The following is a 953-nucleotide window of genomic DNA, read 5'->3' on the forward strand; positions in this document are numbered from 1 at the left end:
GGCCTGCTCGGCGTCACCCTGCCGGAGGAATACGGCTGCGCCGGCGCCTCCTACGTGGCCTACGGGCTCGTGGCGCGGGCGGTGGAGGCGGTGGATTCCGGCTACCGCTCGATGATGAGCGTGCAATCCTCCCTCGTGATGTACCCGATCCACGCCTACGGCTCGGAGGCGCAGCGCCAGAAATTCCTGCCGAAGCTCGCCTCGGGGGAATGGATCGGCTGCTTCGGCCTGACCGAGCCCGATGCCGGATCAGACCCCGCCGGGATGAAGACCAAGGCGGAGAAGATCGACGGCGGCTACCGGATCTCGGGCGCCAAGATGTGGATCTCGAACGCGCCCTTCGCGGACGTGTTCGTCGTCTGGGCGAAGTCCGCGGCGCATGACGACGCGATCCGCGGCTTCATCCTCGAGAAGGGCATGAGGGGTCTCTCCGCGCCGACGCTGAAGGGCAAGCTGTCCCTGCGCGCCTCCACCACGGGCGAGATCGTCATGGAGGGCGTCGAGGTCGGCGAGGACGCGCTGCTGCCGAACGTGTCCGGCCTGAAGGGGCCGTTCGGCTGCCTCAACCGGGCGCGCTACGGCATCTCGTGGGGGGCGCTGGGCGCCGCCGAGGATTGCTGGCACCGGGCGCGCACCTACACCCTCGAGCGCAAGCAGTTCGGTCGCCCCCTGGCGCAGACGCAACTGGTCCAGAAAAAGCTCGCCGACATGCAGACCGAGATCGCACTCGGCCTTCAGGCCTCGCTCCGGGTCGGGCGGCTGATGGACGAGGGCAGGATGGCCCCGGAGATGATCAGCCTGGTCAAGCGCAACAATTGCGGCAAGGCCCTCGACATCGCCCGTACCGCCCGCGACATGCACGGCGGCAACGGCATCATGGGCGAGTACCATGTGATGCGCCACGCCCAGAACCTCGAGACGGTCAACACCTACGAGGGCACGCACGACGTCCA

The 953-nt window shown here is 68.2% G+C and carries 1 protein-coding gene; it reads left to right on the forward strand.

Going from position 1 to position 953, the window contains the following annotated elements:
- The coding region (locus MKK75_RS23950; protein ID WP_244045011.1) for an acyl-CoA dehydrogenase family protein at positions 1–953 on the forward strand (953 nt) is incomplete at both ends.

The organism is Methylobacterium sp. J-030, assembly GCF_022829545.1.
Taxonomy (GTDB): Bacteria; Pseudomonadota; Alphaproteobacteria; order Rhizobiales; family Beijerinckiaceae; genus Methylobacterium.